The organism is Pseudomonas sp. BNK-7 (genome assembly GCF_048072025.1).
GTDB lineage: Bacteria > Pseudomonadota > Gammaproteobacteria > Pseudomonadales > Pseudomonadaceae > Aquipseudomonas > Aquipseudomonas danubii.
The window spans coordinates 6353704-6372221 of the sequence record NZ_CP182252.1; the positions used below are offsets into that span (position 1 = coordinate 6353704).

Annotated in this window: 18 protein-coding genes and 1 tRNA gene; all 19 read right to left on the reverse strand. The window is 61.5% G+C overall.

All coding sequences use genetic code 11. The annotated features are described in order from the left end of the window. Positions 1-4 precede the first annotated feature (4 nt). The 19 genes from ACMGF8_RS28635 to ruvA all read right to left on the reverse strand — a co-directional run bounded on the left by ACMGF8_RS28635 (position 5) and on the right by ruvA (position 18491). Entirely contained in the window at positions 5-1015 is a 1011-nt protein-coding gene (locus ACMGF8_RS28635) for a zinc-dependent alcohol dehydrogenase (RefSeq protein WP_416758024.1), read from the reverse strand. Further along, on the reverse strand, positions 1015-2358 hold the full coding sequence (locus ACMGF8_RS28640) for a 3-phosphoshikimate 1-carboxyvinyltransferase (RefSeq protein WP_102860569.1): 1344 nt from the start codon (positions 2356-2358) through the stop codon (positions 1015-1017). The genes ACMGF8_RS28635 and ACMGF8_RS28640 overlap by 1 nt, the downstream gene beginning before the upstream one ends. After that, positions 2355-3563 (reverse strand): Coenzyme F420 hydrogenase/dehydrogenase, beta subunit C-terminal domain, encoded by a 1209-nt coding sequence (locus ACMGF8_RS28645; RefSeq protein ID WP_243433818.1) that lies wholly within the window; start codon positions 3561-3563, stop codon positions 2355-2357. Before ACMGF8_RS28645 ends, ACMGF8_RS28640 begins: the two co-directional genes overlap by 4 nt. Before the next feature lie 113 nt (positions 3564-3676). After that, a complete protein-coding gene (locus tag ACMGF8_RS28650; RefSeq protein ID WP_102860567.1) occupies positions 3677-4144 on the reverse strand; it encodes a GNAT family N-acetyltransferase in 468 nt (155 codons plus the stop codon). Continuing rightward, a complete protein-coding gene (locus ACMGF8_RS28655; protein ID WP_102860566.1) occupies positions 4145-5080 on the reverse strand; it encodes a DMT family transporter in 936 nt (311 codons plus the stop codon). Further along, a complete protein-coding gene (locus ACMGF8_RS28660; RefSeq protein ID WP_416758027.1) occupies positions 5061-7961 on the reverse strand; it encodes an AMP-binding protein in 2901 nt (966 codons plus the stop codon). Before ACMGF8_RS28660 ends, ACMGF8_RS28655 begins: the two co-directional genes overlap by 20 nt. 21 nt (positions 7962-7982) lie before the next feature. After that, entirely contained in the window at positions 7983-9221 is a 1239-nt protein-coding gene (locus tag ACMGF8_RS28665; RefSeq protein WP_416758029.1) for an aspartate aminotransferase family protein, read from the reverse strand. Positions 9222-9671: 450 nt separating this feature from the next. Next, positions 9672-9747: transfer RNA gene (locus ACMGF8_RS28670), tRNA-Lys, on the reverse strand. A gap of 63 nt (positions 9748-9810) precedes the next feature. Next, positions 9811-10512 (reverse strand): 7-cyano-7-deazaguanine synthase QueC, encoded by a 702-nt coding sequence (queC, locus tag ACMGF8_RS28675; protein ID WP_102860563.1) that lies wholly within the window; start codon positions 10510-10512, stop codon positions 9811-9813. Position 10513: 1 nt separating this feature from the next. Beyond that, complete coding sequence (queE, locus tag ACMGF8_RS28680) at positions 10514-11161, reverse strand: 7-carboxy-7-deazaguanine synthase QueE (RefSeq protein ID WP_102860562.1); 648 nt, start codon at positions 11159-11161, stop codon at positions 10514-10516. A 167-nt stretch (positions 11162-11328) separates the two neighbouring features. Beyond that, a complete protein-coding gene (gene ybgF / locus ACMGF8_RS28685) occupies positions 11329-12150 on the reverse strand; it encodes a tol-pal system protein YbgF (RefSeq protein ID WP_115580762.1) in 822 nt (273 codons plus the stop codon). 6 nt (positions 12151-12156) lie between these two features. Further along, complete coding sequence (pal, locus tag ACMGF8_RS28690; RefSeq protein ID WP_003227510.1) at positions 12157-12654, reverse strand: peptidoglycan-associated lipoprotein Pal; 498 nt, start codon at positions 12652-12654, stop codon at positions 12157-12159. A gap of 53 nt (positions 12655-12707) precedes the next feature. Beyond that, positions 12708-13988: a Tol-Pal system beta propeller repeat protein TolB gene (gene tolB, locus ACMGF8_RS28695; RefSeq protein WP_170001676.1), complete on the reverse strand. Its 1281-nt coding sequence runs from the start codon at positions 13986-13988 to the stop codon at positions 12708-12710. Between the two features lie 17 nt (positions 13989-14005). Then, positions 14006-15067: a cell envelope integrity protein TolA gene (gene tolA, locus ACMGF8_RS28700; RefSeq protein ID WP_102860559.1), complete on the reverse strand. Its 1062-nt coding sequence runs from the start codon at positions 15065-15067 to the stop codon at positions 14006-14008. Next, complete coding sequence (gene tolR / locus ACMGF8_RS28705) at positions 15067-15519, reverse strand: protein TolR (protein ID WP_011063015.1); 453 nt, start codon at positions 15517-15519, stop codon at positions 15067-15069. Before tolR ends, tolA begins: the two co-directional genes overlap by 1 nt. A 13-nt stretch (positions 15520-15532) precedes the next feature. Next, complete coding sequence (tolQ, locus tag ACMGF8_RS28710; RefSeq protein WP_011063016.1) at positions 15533-16228, reverse strand: protein TolQ; 696 nt, start codon at positions 16226-16228, stop codon at positions 15533-15535. After that, a complete protein-coding gene (gene ybgC / locus ACMGF8_RS28715; protein ID WP_102860558.1) occupies positions 16218-16685 on the reverse strand; it encodes a tol-pal system-associated acyl-CoA thioesterase in 468 nt (155 codons plus the stop codon). The genes tolQ and ybgC overlap by 11 nt, the downstream gene beginning before the upstream one ends. Positions 16686-16823: 138 nt before the next feature. Beyond that, positions 16824-17882 carry a Holliday junction branch migration DNA helicase RuvB gene (gene ruvB, locus ACMGF8_RS28720; protein WP_011063018.1) on the reverse strand — a complete coding sequence of 353 codons (1059 nt, stop codon included), beginning with the start codon at positions 17880-17882 and terminating at the stop codon, positions 16824-16826. Further along, entirely contained in the window at positions 17883-18491 is a 609-nt protein-coding gene (gene ruvA / locus ACMGF8_RS28725; RefSeq protein WP_123726120.1) for a Holliday junction branch migration protein RuvA, read from the reverse strand. Positions 18492-18518: the final 27 nt, after the last annotated feature.

Consider the following 18518-nt stretch of genomic DNA (forward strand, 5'->3'; position numbering starts at 1 on the left):
GCCGTTAATCGTCCCTGTGCTTGATCAGGTTGATTCCAGGGGCGAAGAACGCCTCTGAGTTGTAGGTCTGCAACGCCTTGTCCAGATTCATCTCGACACGTTGCAAGTGCTCCAACCAGGCCTTGCCGGCCACCAGGTAGTCGAGGCAGCGCGCGATGTTGCGCTCCACACTGGCCTCCCCCGCCGGACACTGCACATTCTTGAGGCCATGATGGTAGGCGTCGTCGCGATAACCGTTACCGCAGCGGGAAACGTTGACGATGTCGATGTTGCCCATTTGCGGCGAGAGCTCCAGGGTCAGGCTGACTCGCCCGACATTCACCAGCCGCGAACGGGTTTGCCCGTTGCCCTGCGGATCGAGCAGCGCCAGCAAGCGCGGGAACAGGGCGCTGATATCGCCGTCGATGCACAGGAAGATCCGGGTGAAGCGCCCGGCCATCACCCCAGGCTCGGCCAGCAGGTCGAGCACCCGCACCGGCAGGCCCGGATCGATGGCGGCCGGGTTCAGGTCGGCCACCCAGATCCGCGCGTCATGACAGGCCGCCACCAGGCCGAGCATCTTGCCCACCAGGCCCATGCCCACCACCAGGATCTGTTCCCCCGCCTGCAATTGCGCACGGTCCACCGCATGCACGGCCGTGGCGCCCAGGGTGGCGAGAATCGCCTGGTCCTGAGTCAGTGACGGCGGCACCTTGCACACCAGGCGCTGCGGCACCTGGATCCAGTTGGAATGGGTGGCGATCTTCCAGCCCATGGCCACCACCCGGTCCCCCGGTTGCAAGCCTGCAACCTTGGCCCCCACTGCGTGAACCAGCCCGACCGCGCAATAGCCCAGTGGCAACTGCTCGCCCGTCTCGCGAACCTGCTGCAGGTAGTGGCGCTCGGTCCCCGGACTGACCATGGAATAGTCCACCGCCACCCGCACTTCGGTGGCCGCCAGTGCGGCGAGCGGCGCCTCAAGGGCGATCACGCCATTGGCGCCACAGGCGGTGAGTGTGTAGCAATCGGCGCGCATCAGGCCTCCCGTCCGGTCAGGCGATCCAGGCATTGGGCGAACCCTGGAAAGGAAGTCTGGTAGCAATGCCCTTCGAGGATGGTGGCCTTGAGCCCGTGGGCCAGCAGTAGCACATGGGCAGTCATCGACAGGCGATGATCGCCGAAGGTCGGGATCGCCCCCTGCACTCGCGGTGTCTGCCCGCCCGACACCTGCACGTCGTAGCCCTCGACCCGATAGTCCAGGCCCAGGGCGTTGAGCATGCTGCGGGTGGCGGCGATCCGATCCGACTCCTTGAAGGTCAGTTCGTAAAGGTCACTGAAGGTCGCACTTCCCGGCAGCACGCAACTGATGGCCAGGGCCAGCGGCACCTCGTCGATCATCGCGTGGAACTGATGCTTGTCGCGCAAGTCGTGGGCCCTGGGTCGGCCACCGCCGCGCAGCAGCAGACGCCCCACCGGCTCGCCATGGCGAATGCTGTCCACTTCCAGCGTCAGGTTGAAGCCGCAGGCCAGCAGCCAGTTGAAGAAGCCCAGGCGCGTCGGGTTCAGGCACAGGTTGTCGAAGCTCAGGCACTGCTGCTCCTGGTGGCGGTTGCACAGCAGGAACAACGCCGCGGGATAGGCAATGGCCGATGGGTCGCGGGGCACGCTGATCTCGGTGGGGATTGCACAGTCACGGGGCTGATAGTGGATCTGCAGTTGCTCGTCCTGCAGCCAGTCGCCAAAACTGTTGATGATGCGCTGGGTGTGATCCCGGGCCACCACCGGGTAACGGATCGACATCGGCTTGCGTGCCGCGACCCCGGCAAACAGCAAGGTGCTGATGGCCTGGGCGCTGCCAATCCGGATCTGCGCCGCACCGCCCTGGAACGACGCCTGATGAATGCGGATTGGCAGCGCTCCCGGCCGGCCCAGGTACTCCAGGTGGGCACCCATCTGGTTCAAGGGCTCGACGATCCAGTCGAAGGGACGATTGCGCAGGGTCTCGTCGCCGTCGACGATGCACGGCACATTGAGCCCCACCAGCATCCCGATCAATAGCCGCGCCGCAGCGCTGGAGGGCCCCAGGTCGACCCGCCGATCATGGGTTGCCTGGGCGAACTCACCGCTGATCTCCAGGCTCTGTGGCGCTTGCCCCGGCGTGACCTCAAGGCCCAGTTGCTGCAGGGCATCGAGCAACAGGGTCACCGCCTTGCCCCGGTTCAGGTCCCGCAGGCGCACCGGGTGCCGAGCCAGTGCAGCGAACAGGATCATCCGGTGGCTGATGGACTTGTCCGACGGCAAGTAGTCGTCGATGTTGGCCCAGACCTGCTGTTCACGGTCCAGGGTGAAATCGATGGGCCGGTCCGGATAATCGATCATGGGGTACTCCTGTACTTGGCGGGGTTGATCAGTTCGGCGTCGTCCACCAGCGCTTCGTCGTCGAAGGAGTCGCCCACGCCGGGGCCGGCGGGCAGCACCAGCGGCTGGGTTTCGTAGAAGCGTCGGCGATTCTTCTTGCGTTCAAGGCCGAGGTTGAAGCCACTCAGGTCGACGCCCCAGCTTTCCAGCCGGCCGTGGGCGATCGCACTGTCCACCAGGGCCTGGCCCCTTTCGGTACGGATCAGCGCACGGCCGTGTTTCTGCTCCTGGGAGCCGTTGAGGCTGGCTTCAAAAATGTTCGGGTCGCCGTCACAGACGCTGACGTCGGCCAGCCCGCTCATCCAGTCACCGCAACTGAGGCAGCGAAAGGTCTTGTTGTCCTTGAGCTTGCCGAGGATTTCCCAGAAATCGATGCCGAAGGTCTGGCTGTCCAGCAGGGTGACTTGCAGGCGCCCGGGGTAATCGCCTTCGCGGTACTTGATGCCGCGGACCTGTTGCGGGTCCTGCCCCAGCACTTCGCTGATGATGCTGCGGGTGCCGGCCGGCAAGGTGTTGGAGGAACAGGCGGTCTCGATCACGCAAACGATCTGGCTGCGGGCCCAGTGGCCGATGGCCGTGTCCCGACGCTGCAACTTGCGGATCGCCTGCACGTGGCAAGCCAGCCCCACCAGGGCGATGCGTGCCTTGGGCTGCTGTTCGTAAACTTCACGCAGGGCATTCAGGTAAGGCGCCAACTGGTAGGTGGACTGGGCATTGTTGATGATCGCCTGTGCGGCGCTGCCCAGCTGCGGGGCACTGCGCCAGCCCTGCTCGGGGTGACGGCCCATGGTCAGGGTCAGGTCCACGCCGAAGTGGTCCCGAGCAGTCAGCAACAAGGTGGTGGCGGTGCCGCCGCTGGCCGAGCGCCGGACAATCTGCGGATCGGTGGAGCGCGCGCCGATGGCGTGGCGACTGATTCCCAGCCAGCGCTCATCAGCGCGGCGGGTACGACCGAACAACTCCAGCTCGGCGCGATCGGTATCCGGCTGCAACCCCGGACACACCGCCAGGCACTCGGTGCAAGTTCCACAACTGTCGCCGATGCCCTCCAGCAAGGGCACCACCCGATCCGGGTCGAAGCTGATCACCTGCTCTGGACACACCAGGGCACAAGCGCCGCAACCGGCACACAGATTCTGATCGAGCACCGTTAGTTTCAATAACATCCCTGTCATCTTGGACAAGCCTCGTGTGCCGTTTTCCGGGTGCAGCCGGCCGCGCCCCTGCGAATCAGGGGCGGGCAGAACCTGCAGTGCTGAAGGGGCCGCTGACGGTCAGCTCAAAGCGGGCGTTCCATCTTGATGATTTCGATGGAGACCGGGCTGTTGCCCCGGCTGAAAGTACCTTCGCCGATCTTCTGGAAGCCGTGATGGGCATAGAAGCCTTCGGCCGTCAGAGTCGCCTCCAGGTAAGCGGAGCGGGCACCGCTGGCCCGCAGTCGAGCGAGTGCCACCTCCAGCAGGCGGCTGCCGATACCGCGCCTGGCACCGTCGCCACGCATGAACAACTTGCTGATCTCGTTGCCGTCGAGCTCGACGAAACCTTCGATCTGCTCGCCCTCGGCCAGCCACAACAAGCCCTTTTCCACGGCTTCGCGGTAGGTTTCCGGCGAGCGCCCATCGAGCCACATGCGGATCTGCTGATCGCTGTATTCAGAGGTGCACAGGCGCTCTACCGAGTTGCGGTGGGCCTCGAAAATACCGATCAGATCGTCCGTGGTTGCCTGGCGTATCCGTACATTGCTCATTCAGCTGAACTCCACTTTCTTGGGGGCGGGGTGGTAGCGAAACTTGAAGTTGATCAGGCTGCCCAACATCACCAGGGCACTGCCGAGCATCAGGTGCAGGCTCAGGGGCGTCTCCCCCAGCCACGCCGACAGGTAGCTGGCACCGATCGGGTACAGCACGCCGACGTAGCCGGCGTTCTCGGCGCCCATGCGCTTGATCAGGTCGATGAACAGCACGAACACCAATGCCGAGCACACCACCCCCAGGTACAGCAGGATGCCGAGGTCGACCAGGGTTGCGGGCAGCTGCAGCCTGTGGCCGCTGAGCAGCAGGCTGATGGCGTACAGGGCGCAGGCCCAGCCGGACGCGACCTTGTTGATGTGCAAGGTGCCGAGCTGGAAGGTCTTCTGGATATGTTCGGAAAGCACCGAGGCGATGGCCACCGCCAGAAAGGACGTCAGCCCCAGAGCCACCCCAGCCAGCGACAGCGGCCGTCCCGGATCGCCAAGCATGAACACCCCCAGCCCGGCAATGCACACCACTGCGCCGAGCAGGTTGTGCAAGGCAACCGGCACATGCAGGAACACCCGTTTGAGACCGATGATGAAGAAAATCACGAAGGCGCTGAGGCAGGCCATCTGCGCAGCGCCCAGGTAGGCAGTGGCCAGGTAGGCCAGGCCAATGCCGGCATAGAAGTACACCGCCCCCACCGTGGCCATCAGCAGGTAGGCCTTGCGTGCCACCGGTTGCCGGGGGCCGGCGAACAGCCGTTGCCACAACCACAGCACGCCATAGGCGATCAGGAAGCGCAGCATCAGCGACGAGCCGACGTCGCTGCGCTCCACCTGCAGTGAGATGGCGATCCAGTTGGTGGACCAGATCAGCAGGCAACCGAGAAACATCAGCACGGCAACCAGTGAACGAGGTTTCTTGTTGTTATCGAGCATGGCGTTCATGGAGGTTTCTCTCGTTCAAGGCAGTGACGATCCCGCTCAACAACGACTCCAGGCGCTCGGCGCCGAAGACCTGCGGGTCGTAATCGATTTTCAGCAACAGCTCGCCCGCAGCCAGGTAGCCGGTGAACTCCAGGTGATGGCTGGGGCTGCCCTGCATCAACTGCAGGCTCAAGGGATGCACGCCGACCCGGGCCCCGGGTTCGTTCTCCACGGCGCCGAGGAAGTTGTAGCTGTAGCCACAATCGAACAGCCCCTTGAGCCGCTCGGCCTCGGGCGTGGCGAAATAGCGGTTGCCGAAACTGTGGGCGATCCCCTGGCTGGCCTGTTGGCTGGCCTTGATTACGCCAGCAATCGCCTGCAGGTCCAGGCTGGTGATCTGCAACACCAGGGGGTAGATCACCGTCAGCCAACCGAACACGCTGTTGAGCTCGGCGCCACTCTTGTCCAGGGCCCGGCCGTGATCCAGCACATGGACTTTCTGGAACGGGTTGTCGTCGCCCTGGCTCATGACGCGAAGGATCGCCGCCAGCAACAGCTGGCTGGTCTCGGCAACGCCCTGGGCCCACTGCGGCAGGTCGCGGACCGGGCCCAAAGACAGTTCTACCCGCCCAAAGGCCTCGCGCCGGGGAAACTCGGGCTGCTGCGCCGTCAACGGCCCGCAGCGGCTCCACGGCAGCGCCTCCCAGAACGCCTCATGGGTAGCAGCGGCATGCTCACGCTGGTAGGTCTGCTGCCACTCCTCGAAAGCCGTTGGCCGAGCCCAGCGCTGCATGCACTCCAGGCCCCGTACCAAGCATTCGTCCAGCTCGGAAACCAATAGCATCCAGGAGTACCGATCGACCTGGAACTGATGCCCGGCAATGATCAGGTGGTGGCCATCGGCGTCCTGTTGCTGACTGAAACACAAGTGCTGCCCCTGACTCAGGGAGATGGTCGCGCAGGTCTGGGCCACGGCCTGTTGCAGGTCCGTCGTGGCGGGCAGCAAGCCGAGGTCCTGCACGCCGTGCTCGATGAAGTGATGGCTGAATATCGCCCGCAACGCCTGGCTGACCCGCCCTGGCTCCTCGCCCGCGGCGATATCCAGCACCAGGGCCTGGTTCCAGTGGTCCAGGTCGCTGATCCCGCGGCTGAGCAGAAAACGTCGATTGGGCAAGCCGATGGCCTGTGCTCGGGAAACCCCGGGACGGGCCTTGGCCTTCGCCGGTTGAAGCTGCAACTGCCCCAGCGCCTGATCCGACAGCAGCTCTTCCAGGTCCAGCACCAGACCTTTTCTCTTCAGCGTGGCGACCACCTGCAAGGCCCGCAGCGAATCACCGCCATTGTCGATAAAACTCCTGGCCGGGTCCGCACTCTGCCCGCCGAGCACCTGGCCGATGGCCTGCCACAAAGGCTCCGATGCGGCCTCTGTTGACGTTGGTGCCATGGCACTGGCGGCCAGTTGCGCGAGCGCCTGCCGGTCGATCTTGTTATTGCGGTTCAGGGCGAAACGCTCCACCAGCATGAACCGCGCCGGCACCCTGTGCGCCGGTAGCGCGGCCCTGGCGGCCTGACGCAGCAGGTCTTCGTCGAGGCTGGCGTCGCGGGCAATGACAAAGGCCACCAGGGCCACGTTATCCCCCGCCTGATGGGCGATCACACAGGCTTCCTGCACCTGGGCCAGGGCCTTGAGCTCCGACTCCACCTGAACCAGGCTGACCTTCTGCCCGTTGACCTTGACGATGGAGTCCTTGCGCCCCAGCAGGCGAATGGCGCCATCAGGCAGGCGGCACGCCAGATCGCCGGTGGCGTAGCACGAGCGCTGCGGGTCCGTGGGGCTGGGCTGGGTCAGCTCGACGATCAACCCGCTGGCCGGGTCCAGGCGCCGGGCAATCAGGGAGGAATAGAGCAGCAATTCACCCACGCCCTCGCCATAGGGCTGCCCCGGCTCCTGGGCAATCTCCAGGGTTACACCCTCCACCGGACGATCCAGGGCCCAGGTCGGGTCCTGCAGGGGCTGCCCCTGATCGATCCTGGCGTAGAGCGCGGTGGTGCACTCGGTCGGTCCGTAGGCGTTGAACAATTGCGAACCTGGCGCAAAGGCCTGGTTGAAACGCTGGATGTCCGAGGGGTGGATGATCTCGCCACCGATCACCAACCGCTTGGGCCGGGCGTAAGTGGCGCTGGCGTCGCTGTAGAAGGCTCGCAGGTAGGGCACGGTCATGTGCAGCACGTCGATGTCGTGCTCGGCGATCATCGCCTCGACGGCGGCGAAGTCATGTTCCCGGGGATTGAGGCTGCACAGGGTGGAGCCGGTCTTCAGGCTGGCAAAGATGTCCATCAGGCCGGCATCCCAACCAGCGGAAGCCAGTTGCAGGACACGCTGCCCAGGGCCGATACCGACATAGCCGATGTAGTTGTCGATGTGCCGACCCAGGGCCTCGATGCGCTGCACTATGGCCTTGGGCTCACCGGTGGAGCCGCTGGTGAAGATCACGTACTCCTGGCAGCGCAGCGGGTATGCACGGCCAGGGGCTACGGGCCGGGGCTGCAGCTGCTGCAGGTCGAGCACCGGCAAGGAGGCGCTCAGTTGCGCGCCGGGCCGCGTCGTGCCATTGAGGACCAGGTTCACGCCCAGGCGCTCAAGCACCGGCGCCAGTTCGTCCAGGTTGCTCGCCGGGTCAATGAACACCACGCGCCGGGCGCTGGACAGGGCCGCGATCAGCGCCGCATACATGGCCCGGCCATGGCTGGCATACAACGCCACCACCGGCTGCTGCAACCCTTCCAATTCGGCACTGACGGCCTCGCGCAACCGGTCTAGCTCGGCAAAACCAAGGCTGCCCTGGACATCAATGATTCCTGCAACATCGGTACCCGCCATGCGAGCAAAAGCCTGCAACATGATATCCCTGCCTTGTTGTTATTAGAGGGAGCGGCAAACGCCCTGCAGCGTCTGCATGAATGCCTGGATTTCCTGCCGGGAGATGCTCAGTGGCGGGGTCAGCTTGACCGTCGCCGGATTGCGTCCGCCGGTGCGCACGATCACGCCGTGCTCCAGCAGGCGGTTGCGCAGGGCCAGTACATCACCGCCCTGACCCTGGCCCTCGAAATCGAAGGCGAGCATCAGGCCGCGACCGCGCACATTGACCAAACGCGCATCCTGCGCCCCCTGTTCCTCGAGGGCCTGGCGCAGATAGGCGCCGTTGCTCGCCGCCCACTCCCAGGGTTGTTCCTGGTGATAGATGTCCAGCACCTTGGAGGCCACGGCGCAGGCCAGGGGCATCAGGGTGAAGGTGGAGGAATGCTCGGCATACCCCAGGCAGTCCACCAACTCCGGGCGGCCCACCACTGCAGAAATCGGCAGGCCGTTGCCCAGGGCCTTGCCCAGGACCAGCAAGTCCGGCAGTAGCTGCGGGTTGCTGAAAAATGGGGTCCCGGTGCGACCGAAACCGGTGTAGATCTCATCGAAGATGGTGATCACGCCGAAGGTCTTGCCCAGTTCGACAATCGCTTCGAGCAACGCCAGGGGCACCGGGTACATGCCTTCCGCCGCCTGGATCGGTTCGATGATCAGCGCCGCCGGCAAGCGATTGGCCTGCTGCGCCTGGCGCAGATCCTCGGCCAGTTGCTCGCGCCACAAGGCGGCTCGGGCCGGATCCTGGTCGGCGTCATAATCCAGGGCCAGGGCGGTCAGTTGCAGGCTGTCGCTACCGGCCAGGTGCTTGCGAAAACCGCGGTTGGAGGTCACCGACAAGGCGCCCTGGGTCTTGCCATGGAAGGAATTATGGAAATACATCACACCCGGGCGTCCGGTAGCGGCGCGGGCGATTTTCAGCGCTACCTCGATCGCCTCGGCACCGGTGACCGCGGCAAACACCGAAGCTTGCGCGTAGGGCACCAGGCCCTCCAGCTTGGCCACCACTTCATGGCGCTGCGGGTTGTCGATATTCCAGCCGGTATGAATCAGCAGTTCGGATTGACGCTTGAGGGCCTCGACCAGGTCATCGCGCTGATAACCCAGGTTGGCGGCGCCGCTGCCACCGGACATGTCGAGAAAGGATTTGCCCTGCTCATCGTAAAGAAAGCATCCCTTGCCACGAACAACGGAAGGGCTGGAGGGGGCGCTGCGCTTAACGGATATTGCAACCGCTTCTGTGAACATCCTGTCACCTTGAGTAAGCCGGGCTTGTGACTCACACACATACTCAGGGGCAGATTCGTGCAGGCAGGGCAAAGCCCTGCTGGTTGCGAAGTTACCGACCCTGGTACGTGTTCTCCTTGCCAGGGACGCAACCCCTGTCGGCAATGGCGGCAAGATTTACGCGGGAGGCATTTGCACTGTCAACGAGACCCGCACTTATTTCGAATTTAAAGCGATAACCACTGAAAAAAAGTGGGAATTCAGATAAAGCCCCTGAATTTATCAAGGTTTTTAGGGAGGAGTGGGGCTACCGGCAAAAGGCCAGTCTTTATAGAAACACGGGGCTTTGAGTCGTGGGGGGAGCTGGTGAGTTGAACCATCGCAGCGCGGCAGGGACATTTTTGCAAGGCAAAAAAAAACCCGGAAATCCTCACTTGCGTGGGCCTTCCGGATTTTCTAAACCGCCAAATATGGTGGGTCGTGTGGGATTCGAACCTACGACCAATTGGTTAAAAGCCAACTGCTCTACCAACTGAGCTAACGACCCGCTGTGTGGTGGCGCGTATAATACTGATTTCTAACGGGAATTCAACACCCTATGTGAAAAAAATCAAAAATAAGGTGTTGGATCGCTGATACCGGCTGCATTGAAGCCCTCCGCACGCAGACGGCAGCTGTCACATTTACCGCACGCATGCCCCCTGTCGTCCGCCTGGTAGCAGGAAACCGTCAGCCCGTAATCCACTCCCAGGCGCACCCCGGCCTTGATGATCTCGGCCTTGCTGAGGTTCTGCAGAGGCGCCTGGATACGGAAGCCCTGCCCTTCGACACCGGCCTTGGTCGCCAGATTGGCCATGCGCTCGAACGCTTCGACGAACTCGGGACGGCAATCCGGGTAGCCGGAGTAATCCACGGCGTTGACGCCAATGAAGATATCCCGCGCCTCCAGGACTTCCGCCCAGCCCAGGGCCAGGGACAGGAATACAGTGTTACGTGCCGGCACATAAGTCACCGGAATACCTTCACCGGGAGTTTCCGGCACATCAATGGAACTGTCAGTCAGTGCCGAGCCGCCAATACCGTTGAGGTTCAGGCCAATCACCTTGTGCTCCACCACGCCCAGATCCCGCGCCACGCGCTCGGCAGCGTGCAACTCGGCACGATGGCGCTGGCCGTAATCGAAACTCATGGTGTAGCAGCGGTAGCCTTCGGCGCGGGCCATGGCCACCACGGTGGCCGAGTCCAGGCCACCGGAGAGCAGGATCACTGCACGCTTTTCGGTCAAGGTTTGGTTCTGTGCTTGCTCAGTCATGTCAGCGCCCCGGCTCATCATTCCAAAGGTATTTGTGCAGCTGCAATTGCAGGCGTACCGGCAGGTTGTCAGCGACGATCCAGTCCGCCAGGTCCCGTGCATTCAGGTCGTGATGGCTCGGCGAAAACAGCACTTCGCCGGCACGTCGCTCAAGGCCGTACTGGATCAGCTTGGACACGGCCCAGTCATAGTCCTCGCGGGAACAGATGACAAACTTGACCTGATCGTTGGCGGTCAGCAGCTCGATGTTCTCGTAGCGATTGCGATGAGCTTCCTTGGAGCCCGGCGTCTTCAGATCAAGGATCCGACTGACGCGCTGATCCACGGCCGAGATATCCAGGGCGCCGCTGGTTTCCAGCGACACTTCATAACCGGCATCGCACAGCTGCTTGAGCAAGGGAATGGCATTGGGTTGGGCCAACGGCTCGCCGCCGGTGACGCAGACGTAACGCGGACGGAAATCGGCAACCTGCTCCAGCAGGCTGTCGAGAGTACGCAGGGTGCCGCCGCTGAAGGCGTAGGCACTGTCGCAGTATTGGCAACGCAACGGACAACCGGTCAGGCGCACAAAAACCGTGGGCAGCCCGGCAGTCCGAGTTTCCCCCTGCAACGAGTAGAAAACTTCGGTGATTCTCAATGTGTCTTGCATAGTCGCCACGGGCGTAACAGCTAAACAGGCTGTCCGCCTCCGTCAGGCACTTCAAGGAACCCCGCCATCGCGCAGATCCCAGGAAGCGTGTTTCAGAAAAAAGGGCATGGATTCTAACGAAAAAACCCGCGGCAAGCGCGGGTTTCTTGTAACGGCCGCCAACGCATTTACATGCGTTGCAGATCCCGTTGTGCCAACTGAGCGGCGGAAGTGCCCGGATACTGGGCTACCACCTGCTGCAGAATGCCTTTGACCCGGTCGGTATGACCCAGGCGGCGCTCTACATCAGCCAGCTTGTACAGCGAGTCCGGCACCTTGGCGTGCTTGGGATACAGCTGGGAAACCTTGGCGAACGCCTGACCTGCGCCTTGCAGATCGCCCTTGGCCAGGTTCACTTCACCCAGCCAGTACTGGGCATTGCCGGCGTACTGACTGTTGGGGTACTTGCGCAGGAATGCCGAGAAAGCTTGGCTCGCCTTGTCGAAATCCTTGGCTTTGATCAGGTCGAAGGCAGCATCGTAATAGAGCTTTTCCTTGGCCGGATCACCGGGTTCGCTGCTGGCAGCTGGTGCCTGGGCAGCAGCGCCGGCGGCACCGGCGGCATTGCTATCGCCACCGGTAGAAGAATTCTCAGGAGTCGCGGCAGGTGCAACACCGCTTCCTATGCGCCGATCAAGATCCTGGTATCGCTCCAGGCTTTCTTGCTTCATGCGCGCTACATCATTTTGCAGAACTTCGATCACACCTTGCTGCCGTGCAATCTGCTCCTGCATTTGCTGCAGTTGCTGGAACAGCTCGCCCTGTGCCGAGACAGGGGTCGAAACCCCTCCCCCGGCATAGGCGCCGTTCGTGCCATAACCCGCTGGCGGATAACTGCTCCCGCTATTGTTATAGCCGGAGTTGTTATCGACCACAGGAACCGCAGACCACGCCACAAGCGGCGTGAGACTGAGAGCCAAAATAGTTACAGCACGACGGCACGTTCGCATGACGAATTACTTACGCAGTTCGACGCGACGGTTTTGAGCCCAGGACTGCTCGTCGTGGCCAGTAGCAACTGGACGCTCTTTACCGTAGGAAACCAGCTCCAGCTGTGCAGGGGAAACGCCCTGCAGAACCAGGTAGCGCTGAACGGCTTTCGCACGACGCTCGCCCAGAGCCATGTTGTACTCACGAGTACCACGTTCGTCGGTGTTGCCTTCCAGAACAACGCGAGCGCCGTTTGCTTTCAGGTCTTTGGCGTGAACGTCCAGAGCGCGCATGGCTTCTGGCTTCAGGTCCGAGCTGTCGTATTCGAAGTAGAAGGTGGTGATTGCGCGCAGAGCAGCTTCTTCGCTCAGGGAGCCATCAACAGCACCAGTGTTAGCGCCGTAACCAGCGTTTGGATCAACAGCGCCTTCGCCGGCGTTGTCGCCACCTTTGGAGGAGCAACCTACAGCCACAGCCATGGCCAGAGCCAGCGCAGCAAACTTACCAAACTTCAACATTTCCATCGTGAAACTCCTAATGAACCCCAGTGTGTTAAGTGAAACATTGTAGCGCCGCGTCAGTTCAGGTAAGGGGACCAGGACGGTTCTCTGACTTCGCCTTGAGCGGTAGGAAGCGGGAGCCTCACACGTCCATTAATGGACACGAGCATCAAGACTCCCCGGCCCTGCTGGCGGGTGGCGTAGATTACCATGGTGCCGTTGGGCGCAACAGTAGCTGACTCATCAAGGTTGGTGTCTGTAAGGATTTTTACGCTACCGCGCTGCAAATCCTGAGCCGCCACCCGGAAGTTGGTGAAACCATCCTGGCGGTGAATCATTACCAGGGTCTTTTCGTCAGCAGAAAGTTTCGGGTTGGCGTTGTAGTTACCAATAAAGGTCACACGCTCGGCGCCACCACCGTTGATATTGCTTTTATAGACCTGCGGCTTGCCGCCACGGTCGGATGTGAAATAGATGGTGGAACCATCCTTGCCCCAGAACGGCTCGGTATTGATGCCCGGGCCACTGGTGACACGGCTGATTTGCCGGGATGCCATGTTCATCACATAGATATCCGGGTTGCCATCCTTGGACAGCACGAATGCCAGGCGGCTGCCATCAGGCGACCAGGCAGGTGCACCGTTCAAGCCTTCGAAGTTGGTGATCTGCTCACGACGCCCGGTATCGATGTGCTGGACGAAGATGCGCGGACGCTTCTGCTCGAACGACACGTACGCAATGCGCTTGCCATCCGGAGCAAAACGCGGCGACAGAATCGGCTCGCGGGACTGCAACAGAGTCACGGCCCGCGCACCGTCGTAGTCCGAACGCTGCAGGGTGTAACGGGTGTTGTTCACCGAAAAGCGCTCAGCCGTCACATACAGCAGGCGCGTCGAGAACGCGCCCTTGATGCCGGTGAGCTTTTCAAAGGACTGATCGGAAATGTAGTGCGACATGTCACGCAACTGATCGACGCTGCCCGACACGCTACCGGTCAGCACTTGCTGCTCGGTGGCGACGTTGAACAGTGCGTATTGCACCTGCAGGCGACCACCCGCTGGAACAATGCTGCCGACCATCACGTACTGCGCGCCCAGGGCTTTCCAGTCACGGAAGATGACTTCGCTGGCCTGGGTCGGCAGGCTGATCATGTTCTGCTTGGGGATAGGTGCGTAGTAACCCGAGTTGCGCAGGTCGTCACCGATGATCTGCGCCATGTCGTCCGGCAGCACGCTACCGCCCTGCCAGCCAAACGGCACTACCGCGATCGGAGTGGCCCGATCACTGCCGCTGGTGACCAGAATGTTTTTTTCATCCGCTGCCGCTATCCCTGCCATACAGCAAATAACGACAAGCATTCCTCGAAGAAGGTTTCTCACAAGGCTAGATCCTCAGGTGTGAATGTCATCTTGAATGAACGATAGGGAGCGAAGTCCTTCGGACTCAAACCCTGCATTTCTGTCAAACGCCCAATATTCTTGACTGCCGCCACCGCCGAAGCGTCGAACGGACCATCACCACTGGACTTGATCACGCTAACCGTAGTCACCGTGCCATCAGGCAACATGCCGATCCGCAGTTCCACCGTCATGCCCTTGCGCGCCGAAGGAGGACGAGCCCAGCCTTCCGCTGCACGGATACGAATCAGGTCATCGAAACTGCCCGCGACACTGTCCCCCACCTCATCCGACTTCGTGGCTTCACGCTCCGGCGTATCGGATAGCAAGTCTGCCAGGGCCTGAGCCTTTTTCTCTTCGGCAGATTTGCGCGCTGCTTCCTGGGCCTTTTTCTTCGCGGCGTCGGCAGCAGCTTTTTTCTTCGCATCCTCAGCGATCTTTTTCTTCGCCTCGTCAGCTTCAGCTTTTTTCTTCGCGTCTTCCGCGGCTTTCTTCTTCGCGTCTTCGACGATTTTCTTCTTCGCTTCTTCAGCGGCCTTTTTCTTGGCCTCTTCTTCCGCGGCTTTCTTGGCTTCTTCTTCGGCTTTCTTCTTGGCTACATCAGCCAATTGCTTCTCTTCAGCCTTCTTGGCTTCCGCAGCTTTCTTGGCTTCATCAGCCTTCTTCGCCTCGTCAGCTTTCTTGGCTTCATCGGCCTTTTTCGCTTCCGCGGCCTTTTGAGCAGCCTCTTCTTTCTTTTGTTCCGCAGCCTTGATCTCTTCCTGCTCGACCTTCTTCTGCTCCAACTGCTCGGCTTCGGTCTGACGCGCGGCGGATTTCTTCGCCTCACCCGCAATTTTTTGATTGGTCTGGGTGGTCGCCGGGCTCTTGGATTTCAGCTGATACAGGGTCGCCTGGACGATCGGCTTGGCCGGGGGCAATTCCGGGGTCATGGCGAAGCTGACGAACAGCATGCCAAACACCAGCACGTGCAGGGCGATTGCCCAGACACTAGGCCAGAAGTAGCTTTCCGAGGCGGACGGCTCTCGCTGTTGGTGCATCAGGGCGCCTCGGTAATCAAGCCAACGTTACCGACTCCGGCTTTCTGCAGGCCGCCCATGGCACCCATCACGGCGCCGTAGTCGACGGATTTATCACCGCGAATGAACACCTGGGTGTGTTTGCCGCCTTCGTTGCCGGCACGGATGATCTTGGTCACCGCGTCGGTCATCTGCGGCAAGGTCATCGCCTTGTCCTGTTGCTTTTCGGTGTCGACTTCACTGCCAAGGTTCCAGTAGTAGGTCTTGTCAGCCTTGATCGAAATGGTCAGTACCTGGGTGTTGTTGTCCTGGGGCAAGGCTTCACTGGAAACCTTGGGCAGATCAACTTTCACGCCCTGGTTGAGCATCGGCGCGGTCACCATGAAGATAACCAGCAGTACCAACATCACGTCGATGTAGGGCACCACGTTCATCTCGGCAACCGGCTTGCGTTTGTGGCGAACTCGGGCCATTGGGTTTACCTGCTCACTCTTCGCTGGTGTGCACTTTACGGTGCAGGATCGCCTGGAACTCGTCGGCGAAGGTGTAGTAGCGGCTGATCAGCGTCTCGCCACGAGCGGCGAAACGGTTGTAGGCGATCACCGCCGGGATGGCCGCGAACAGGCCGATGGCCGTAGCGATCAGGGCTTCGGCGATACCCGGGGCCACAGTGGCCAGGGTCGCTTGCTGTGCCTGAGCCAGGCCGCGGAAGGAGTTCATGATCCCCCAGACAGTACCGAACAGACCGATGTACGGGCTGACCGAACCGACGGTGGCGAGGAACGGCAGGCTCTGTTCGAGCTTTTCTTCTTCGCGGGAAATCGCTACACGCATGGCGCGGGCCACGCCTTCCATGACCGCTTCAGGATCGACGCCTGGTTGCTGGCGCAGACGGGAGAACTCCTTGAAACCGGCACGGAAGATCTGCTCTACGCCCGAATCCGGGTCAGGGTTGCTGCCCGCCTGACGGTACAGCTTGGACAGGTCGATACCGGACCAGAAGCGCTCTTCGAAGCTCTCCAGGGCACGTCGACCGGCGCGCAGCAGGTTGCTGCGCTGAAAGATCATGATCCATGAAGTCACCGATGCGGCAACCAGGGTCAGCATTACCAACTGCACTACAACGCTGGCATTGCTGACCAGGCTCCACATGGAGGAATGGTCGACGACGTTAGCTTCCACGCTTTATCTCCTGCTCTGAGTGTGTACCCGCGCTGCTCTCGTCGGCAAAGGCCGTACGCAGAGCGTCTGGAATGGCGCGGGGTTTGAAAGTGTCGGCGCGCACACAGGCCACCAAAAACTGCCCTTCACAGAGCAGCGCATTATCCGTGGATCGCCTGACCTGCTGAGTGAAGCGCAGGCTGACCCGGTTCAATTCGGTGACTTGGGCACTGACCAGAAGCTCGTCGTCCAGTCGCGCCGGCGCGTGATAACGCGCTTCGCTGGAATGCACGACGAATAACAGGTTCTCCCCTGCCAGCTGCGATTGGGCAAAGCCCAAGTGTCGTAGCCGCTCGGTTCGAGCCCGCTCCATAAACTTAAGGTAATTAACGTAATACACGATGCCGCCAGCATCGGTGTCCTCGTAATAAACGCGACAACGATGTGCGAACGGCTCAAGCCCGTTTTGCGCGCGCATACTCTAGTGCTTACTCCTCAGGTTGCCAATCCGGCCAGGCAACTGTTTTTTCATTCTTGAACGACTTTTCGTGAAGTTTTAACGACGCCAGTCCCTAGGACAGCACAAACCCCGAATAAATCGACAAGGCGCGGGTTACTAATCGTCCACGGCATCGAGGAATTCGTCTACCACGGGCATGTCCCCCATTCGTGACGGAATGTTTAGACCGAAGTGCAGGTACGCATGCCGGGTCACCACACGACCACGAGGGGTACGCATGATGTAGCCCTGCTGGATCAGGTACGGTTCCAGCACATCCTCGATGGTATGACGCTCTTCGCTGATGGCCGCAGCCAGGCTGTCGACCCCTACCGGGCCACCGTCGAACTTCTCGATCATGGTCAGCAGTAGACGCCGGTCCTGGTGGTCGAAGCCACGCTCATCAACGTCCAGCAGGTTCAGTGCCAGATCAGCGATCGGCTTGGTGATATGGCCCTTGGCTCGCACTTCGGCAAAATCCCGCACCCGGCGCAATAGCCGATTGGCGATCCGCGGAGTACCCCGGGCACGCCGAGCCACCTCGAAGGCGCCCTCCGGGTCCAACGGCAAGCCGAGAATGCCGGCGGAACGACTGACAATGGTCGCCAGATCCGCCGTGCTGTAGAACTCCAGGCGCTGGACGATACCGAAACGATCGCGCAACGGGTTGGTCAGCATCCCCGCACGCGTGGTCGCCCCCACCAGAGTGAACGGCGGCAGGTCCAGTTTGATCGAGCGCGCCGCAGGGCCTTCGCCGATCATGATGTCGAGCTGGAAGTCCTCCATGGCCGGGTACAGCACTTCCTCGACGATCGGCGACAGCCGATGAATCTCGTCGATAAACAGTACGTCATGGGGTTCAAGATTGGTCAGCAGCGCCGCCAGATCACCGGGGCGCTCCAGCACCGGGCCGGAAGTGCTCTTGATCGATACCCCCATTTCCTCGGCGATGATGTTGGCCAGGGTGGTCTTGCCCAGCCCCGGAGGGCCAAAGATCAAGGTGTGATCCAAAGATTCGTTGCGCCCGCGGGCCGCCTGGATGAACAGCTCCATCTGCTCGCGCACGCTAGGCTGGCCAATATAGTCGGCCAGACTGACTGGACGAATCGCCCGGTCCTGGATTTCCTCGCGCTCACGGGGGCCCGTGGCGGCGATCAGACGGTCAGCTTCAATCACTTAAATCATTCCCTTCAGGGCTCGGCGGATCATGTCTTCACTGCTCAAGCCTTTGTCTTTGATCGCGGAGACCGCCTTGCTGGCTTCCTGCGGCTTGTAGCCCAGGGAGATCAGCGCACTGACCGCATCCGACTCGGCGCTGGCCACCGGCACCGGCGCATCCGGCTGGTTCGGCACCAGGGCAAACATGCTCGGTACGGCTTCCCAGGCTTTGAAGCGGTCCTTGAGCTCCACCAGCAAGCGCTCGGCGGTTTTCTTGCCGACCCCGGGCACCTTGGTCAAGGCCGAGGTGTCCTGGGCCTGCACGCAACGCACCAGCTCATCCACCTCAAGGCTGGACATCAAGGCCAGGGCCAGTTTCGGGCCCACACCGTTGAGACGGATCAACTCGCGGAAAAAGTCTCGCTCGCGCTTGCTGGCGAAGCCGTAGAGTAACTGCGCATCCTCGCGGACGACCAAATGGGTGTGCAAGGTCAGGGGTTCGCCGACCGACGGCAGGCGATACAGGGTGGTCATCGGCACTTCGACTTCATACCCCAGCCCATTTACATCAAGAATCAGGTGCGGCGGCTGTTTCTCAGCCAGAGTGCCGCGCAAGCGTCCAATCACGTTTCAGATCCTTAGGCGATGGCCAGC

Bases quoted from the DNA above. Each gene is read 5' to 3' on its own strand.
- ACMGF8_RS28650 (WP_102860567.1), bottom strand. From the start codon at position 4,144: ATGAGCAATGTACGGATACGCCAGGCAACCACGGACGATCTGATCGGT.
- ACMGF8_RS28640 (WP_102860569.1), bottom strand. From the start codon at position 2,358: ATGATCGATTATCCGGACCGGCCCATCGATTTCACCCTGGACCGTGAA.
- ACMGF8_RS28635 (WP_416758024.1), bottom strand. From the start codon at position 1,015: ATGCGCGCCGATTGCTACACACTCACCGCCTGTGGCGCCAATGGCGTG.
- ybgC (WP_102860558.1), bottom strand. From the start codon at position 16,685: ATGCGCGCGCAAAACGGGCTTGAGCCGTTCGCACATCGTTGTCGCGTT.
- ACMGF8_RS28655 (WP_102860566.1), bottom strand. From the start codon at position 5,080: ATGAACGCCATGCTCGATAACAACAAGAAACCTCGTTCACTGGTTGCC.
- queE (WP_102860562.1), bottom strand. From the start codon at position 11,161: ATGCAAGACACATTGAGAATCACCGAAGTTTTCTACTCGTTGCAGGGG.
- pal (WP_003227510.1), bottom strand. From the start codon at position 12,654: ATGGAAATGTTGAAGTTTGGTAAGTTTGCTGCGCTGGCTCTGGCCATG.
- ACMGF8_RS28665 (WP_416758029.1), bottom strand. From the start codon at position 9,221: ATGTTCACAGAAGCGGTTGCAATATCCGTTAAGCGCAGCGCCCCCTCC.
- queC (WP_102860563.1), bottom strand. From the start codon at position 10,512: ATGACTGAGCAAGCACAGAACCAAACCTTGACCGAAAAGCGTGCAGTG.
- ybgF (WP_115580762.1), bottom strand. From the start codon at position 12,150: ATGCGAACGTGCCGTCGTGCTGTAACTATTTTGGCTCTCAGTCTCACG.
- ACMGF8_RS28645 (WP_243433818.1), bottom strand. From the start codon at position 3,563: ATGTTATTGAAACTAACGGTGCTCGATCAGAATCTGTGTGCCGGTTGC.
- tolR (WP_011063015.1), bottom strand. From the start codon at position 15,519: ATGGCCCGAGTTCGCCACAAACGCAAGCCGGTTGCCGAGATGAACGTG.
- tolA (WP_102860559.1), bottom strand. From the start codon at position 15,067: ATGCACCAACAGCGAGAGCCGTCCGCCTCGGAAAGCTACTTCTGGCCT.
- tolB (WP_170001676.1), bottom strand. From the start codon at position 13,988: ATGCTTGTCGTTATTTGCTGTATGGCAGGGATAGCGGCAGCGGATGAA.
- ACMGF8_RS28660 (WP_416758027.1), bottom strand. From the start codon at position 7,961: ATGTTGCAGGCTTTTGCTCGCATGGCGGGTACCGATGTTGCAGGAATC.